Source organism: Agromyces sp. P1_H4 (assembly GCF_056405255.1).
Genome location: NZ_JBFUCL010000295.1, coordinates 1 through 4,746 on the forward strand (window position 1 = coordinate 1; position 4,746 = coordinate 4,746).

The 4,746-nt window shown below is 72.5% G+C and carries 6 protein-coding genes and 1 pseudogene; 5 read left to right on the forward strand and 2 right to left on the reverse strand.

The genetic code is table 11. The annotated features are described in order from the left end of the window. The 4 genes and pseudogenes from AC1DY2_RS15540 to AC1DY2_RS15555 form a co-directional block, all read left to right on the forward strand. A pseudogene (locus tag AC1DY2_RS15540) lies at nt 1-200 on the forward strand (aldehyde dehydrogenase family protein); the annotation flags it as partial. A gap of 2 nt (nt 201-202) precedes the next feature. Continuing rightward, nucleotides 203-442: a hypothetical protein gene (locus AC1DY2_RS15545; protein ID WP_476763242.1), complete on the forward strand. Its 240-nt coding sequence runs from the start codon at nt 203-205 to the stop codon at nt 440-442. 30 nt (nt 443-472) lie between these two features. Beyond that, nucleotides 473-1,996 carry an SDR family oxidoreductase gene (locus AC1DY2_RS15550; RefSeq protein WP_476763243.1) on the forward strand — a complete coding sequence of 508 codons (1,524 nt, stop codon included), beginning with the start codon at nt 473-475 and terminating at the stop codon, nt 1,994-1,996. Between the two features lie 127 nt (nt 1,997-2,123). Next, complete coding sequence (locus tag AC1DY2_RS15555; protein WP_476763244.1) at nt 2,124-3,050, forward strand: glycerophosphodiester phosphodiesterase; 927 nt, start codon at nt 2,124-2,126, stop codon at nt 3,048-3,050. A gap of 14 nt (nt 3,051-3,064) precedes the next feature. On the opposite strand, the gene AC1DY2_RS15560 is transcribed toward AC1DY2_RS15555, so the two are convergent. Together AC1DY2_RS15560 and AC1DY2_RS15565 are read right to left on the reverse strand one after the other, a co-directional pair. Continuing rightward, nucleotides 3,065-3,607 (reverse strand): O-acetyl-ADP-ribose deacetylase, encoded by a 543-nt coding sequence (locus tag AC1DY2_RS15560; RefSeq protein ID WP_476763245.1) that lies wholly within the window; start codon nt 3,605-3,607, stop codon nt 3,065-3,067. An 8-nt stretch (nt 3,608-3,615) separates the two neighbouring features. After that, nucleotides 3,616-3,894, reverse strand: coding sequence for a metal-sensitive transcriptional regulator (locus AC1DY2_RS15565; protein ID WP_130351132.1), 279 nt, complete (start codon nt 3,892-3,894; stop codon nt 3,616-3,618). A gap of 92 nt (nt 3,895-3,986) precedes the next feature. On the opposite strand from AC1DY2_RS15565, the gene AC1DY2_RS15570 reads away from it, so the two are divergent. Continuing rightward, a partial coding sequence (locus tag AC1DY2_RS15570; protein ID WP_476763246.1) for a DUF2207 domain-containing protein occupies nt 3,987-4,746 on the forward strand: 760 nt, incomplete at its 3' end.

A 4,746-nucleotide genomic window follows, 5' to 3' on the forward strand; every position in this document is an offset into this window, starting at 1 on the left:
CGCGCCACGCCGATGTCAATGCGATCGACCTCGTGGGCGCGGGTGCGCTCGACTGGATCTCCCTCGAGATCGATGCGGCCGACACGCTGAAGCGCGTGATGCGCCCCGAGTCCGGTCCTGACGCGGCCGCTCCGGCGCTCGGCCGCATCAGCGCGTTCACCGAGACCAAGACCGTCTGGCACACCAAGAGCCTGAGGTAGCCATGAGCGGCCGCGACGGGGCATCCGACGAGCGTGGGCGACTGGTCGCCGACCCGTTCGACTACCGCGTCACGAAGCAGGGCGGCGTGATGGTGTCGCGCGGCGGCCGGGTCGTCATGACGGTGGGCGGGTCGGATGCCGCACGGCTCATCGTGGCCCTGCAACGCGCGGACGATTCACAGGCGCAGCACCTGCTGGCGCGCGCGACGGGCAACTATCGTCGAGGGAACGAACGGGCCTGACCGACGTGCGGGCCCGGAACGGGGGTCCACGTGCGCGTGCTCGTCACCGGCGCGACCGGCTACATCGGCGGCCGGCTCGTTCCGCGCCTGGTCGAGGCCGGCCACGACGTCAGGGTGCTCGTGCGCCGGGCGGATCGGCTGCGGGACGTCCCGTGGGCGGCATCCGTCGACGTCGTCGAGGGCGACCTCGTGGACCGTGCGGCGGTGGACCGCGCGATGGAGGGCGTCGAGGTCGTCTACTACCTCGTGCACTCGATGGGCGGACGCGGCGACTTCGAGGCGTCCGAGCTGGCCATCGCGCGCRACGTGGCGGCGTCGGCGCGCGAGCACGGCGTCGGCMGCATCGTGTACCTCGGCGGCCTCCACCCCGAGGGCGTGGCGCTGTCGCGGCACCTGCGATCGCGGATGCAGGTGGGGGAGATCCTCCTGGCGTCGGGGGTGCCGACGATCGTGCTCCAGGCGGGCGTGATCATCGGATCCGGATCCACGTCGTTCGAGATGATCCGCCACCTCACCGAGGTGCTGCCGTACATGCCGGCACCTCGGTGGGTGCGCAGCTTCATCCAGCCGATCGCCGTGCGCGACGTGCTGCACTACCTCCTGCGCGCCGCGGAGGTGCCGCCCGAGGTGAACCGGGCGTTCGACATCGGCGGACCCGACGTCTTCCGGTACGGGCAGCTCATGAACGGCTACGCGGTGGAGGCGGGGCTGCCGCAGCGTCCGATCGCCGCGCTGCCGGTGCTCACGCCGTGGCTGGCCGGACAATGGGTGAACCTCGTCACGCCGATCCCGCGGCGGCTGGCCGTTCCGATCATCGAGTCGTTGCAGTTCGACTGCGTCATGCGCGAGCACGACATCGACGCCGTCATCCTGCCGCCGCCCGAGGGGCTGCTGCCCTACCGCCGCGCGGTGCGGCTGGCGCTGGAGCGTGAGCGCGAGGGCGAGGTGGAGACGAGCTGGCGCAACGCCGAGGTCGAGGGGGCACCGAGCGACCCCCTGCCGAGCGATCCCGACTGGGCGGGCCACACGGTCTACGTCGACGAGCGCTCCCGTCGATCGTCGGCCCCGCCTTCCTCCCTCTGGCGCGTCATCGAGGGCGTGGGCGGGGAGAACGGCTGGTACTCGTTCCCACTCGCGTGGGCGCTTCGGGGGTGGGTGGACAAGCTGACCGGCGGCGTGGGCCTCCGCCGCGGCCGGCGCGATCCCGACACGCTGCATGTCGGCGACGCCGTCGACTTCTGGCGGGTCGAGGCCATCGACCGGGGACGATTCCTCCGGCTGCGCGCCGAGATGCGGGTGCCGGGGCGCGCCTGGCTGGAGCTCGGCGCCGCCGCGGCATCCGATGGCGGCTCCGACTACCGGCAGCGGGCGGTCTTCTTCCCCAAGGGACTGGCCGGCCGCCTGTACTGGTGGGCGATCCTGCCGTTCCATGGCGTGATCTTCTCGGGCATGGCGAATCGCATCACGGCGGAGGCCGAGGCGGAGGCGACTGGCGAGGCGACCGCCGACGCGCAGGCCGACGCGACCCCCGAAGAAGTGGTAACGAAACGGTAACGACGTTGCTAGAGTGACCTGCACCGCGGCGCGACGGCGCGCCCGGTGGGAAGGCCCGACTCCCGTGACCCGCACGCCCGCTGCGCTCGCCCCCACGACCGCACCGTCCGTTCGCCTGCCGCGCCCCGTGACCGGGACCCGACGGTTCGGACGGCTCGAACGGTTCGAACGGTTCGCGCATCCGCCGCGCCGCGCCGTGCGCGTGGCCTGCGCGCTCGTCGGCACCATCGCCATGGCGGCCGTGCTCCTCGTCGCGACCACGCCCACGACCGCGTCGGCCGTCGACGTGTTCGGCGCCCTGCGGCTCCCGGGCGATGCGGCCTTCATCGTCGGCCACCGCGGCGACCGTGCCGAGGCCCCCGAGAACACCATGCCCTCGCTCGAGCTCGCCATGGACGACCTCGCCTTCGTCGAGACCGACGTGCAACTCACTCGCGACGGCGTGCCCGTGCTCTTCCACGACACCACCCTCGAGCGTGTGACGGGAGACCCGCACATGGTCGGGGAGCTCGACCTCCAGCAGCTGCGGCGGCTCGACGTGGGCGCCTGGTACGGCCCCGACTACGCGGGCGAGCGGATGCCGACGCTCGACGAGTTCCTCACCGCGCTCGCCGCCCGCGACGACGCCCGTGCGCTCGTCGAGCTCAAGGCCGACTGGCGTGCCGACGAGGTGCGCACCGTGGTGGGCCTCATCGAGCAGCACGGACTGCGGGGCCGCGTGGTGCTGCAGAGCTTCAGCCTCGAGACGCTGTTCGCGCTGCAACGGGTCTCGCCCACGACCCCCCGCATCATGCTGATCCGCGAGCTGCCCGCCGATCCGGTGCCGCTCGCGGAGCGGCTCGGCATCATCGGCTTCGGCACGACGGCGGCCTCGGTGACGGCGGTTCCCGGAGCCCTCGACGCCCTCCACGAGGCCGGCGTCGCAGTGCTCTGCTACACCCTCAACACGCACGAGCGGTGGCAGGAGGTGAGTGCGCTCGGGGTCGACGGCATCATCACCGACCAGCCGAGCGACCTCGACGAATGGCTCGCCGTGACGGCGCCGGGGACCTGAACCGCGCCCGAGGATCAGTCCAGCTCGAGCCCGAGCTGCTCGGCTGCCGCCGCGAACACCGCGTGCATGCGCTCGGAGAACAGCACGAACCGCACCAGTGCAGGGGCGGCATCCGCACCGCCCGTGGTCTCGAGCGCGACGAGGGCGGCGTCGTCGGCGGGCCATCCGTAGATCCCGGCGGAGATCGCCGGGAACGCGACGGATGCCGCGCCCAGGCCGGCCGCCAGCCCGAGCGACTCGCGGTACGCCGACGCCAGGAGCCGCCGCCGGGCCGCCTCCTCGGGCCCCGGCCCCGGCCAGTCGGGGCCGTCGGTGTGGACGTCCCACCGCGCGTGCAGGTTCCCGGCCCCCGTCGCGACCGCCCGACCGGTCGGCAGACCGTCGGGCAGCACGGTGGCCCGGAGCTCCCGGCACTCCGCCAGGATCGAGGGGCCGCCGGCGCGGTGGATCGCCCCGTCGACGCCGCCGCCGCCGAGCAGGCTCGAGTTCGCCGCGTTCACGATGGCGTCGACGTGCTCGGCGGTGAGGTCGCCGGTGACGAGTTCGATCCGCGGCATCCGCTCGGCTACCCGCGGTTGTTGGAGAGCTCGAAGATGCGCAGCAGTTCGGCGACGGCCGCGTCGCGCTGGTCGCCGCCGGCCTCGTACATCTCGGTCACGTGCGTGCGGAGGTGATTCTCGACGAGGAGCTTGTTGAGCGAGCCCAGCGACTTCTGCACCGCCAGCGACAGCGTGATGATGTCGACGCAGTAGTCCTCGTTCTCGATCATCTTCTCGATGCCGCGCAGCTGGCCCTCGATGATCTTCGTGCGGTGCAGGGCGCGCTTCTTGATGTCGTCGATCACCGGATCAGGATACTCCGCGTCCTCCGATACCCGGCCGGGTATCCCCGAACGCGGGATCGTCGCCCCGGCCGAGCGGGCGCTAGCGTGGCCTCATGATCCGTCGTTCCGGCCGCGCCGTCGCGTCCGCCCTCGCCGCGCTGGGCGCCGTGGCATCCCTCGCCGCCCTCGCGCTCGCAGGCACGCCAGGTGCCCCCGCCGCCGCTGCGACCACGGTCACGACTGTCGGGCATGAGGCGACGATCTCGCCGGTGTCGTCGGTGCCCGCGGGCGTCGACGACTTCACGTTCGCGTCGTTCGACGCGGTCTACGAGCTCGGGCGCGACGCGGCGCGGCGATCCACCCTCGCCACGACCGAGACGCTCGTGGCGCAGTTCCCCGAGTTCGACCAGAACCACGGCATCCGCCGGGCCATCCCGATCGACTACCAGGGGCACCCGACCGACCTCCGCATCGAGTCGGTGACCGATGCCACGGGCTCGCCGCGCTCGTACGAGGCCGAGGCCGACGACGACGGCGAATTCCTCCTCGTGACCATCGCCGCCGACGGCTTCGTGCACGGCGAGCAGACCTATGTCATCCGCTACACGCAGCACAATGTGACGCTCGAACCCGACGACGCGACGATCGACGAGTTCTACTGGGATGTCAACGGCACCGGCTGGGCGCAGCCGTTCGGCCGCGTCAGCGCGGAGCTGCGCATGTCGCCCGAGGTCGCCGAGGGCTTCGCCGGCGACACCGCGTGCTACCGGGGAGGGGCGGGCTCGACGACGCCGTGCGATTCGCTGGCGGTGACGGATGCCGCGCCGCCGGCGGTGCTCGCCACGGCGGTCGCCCACGGCCCCTACGAGAACC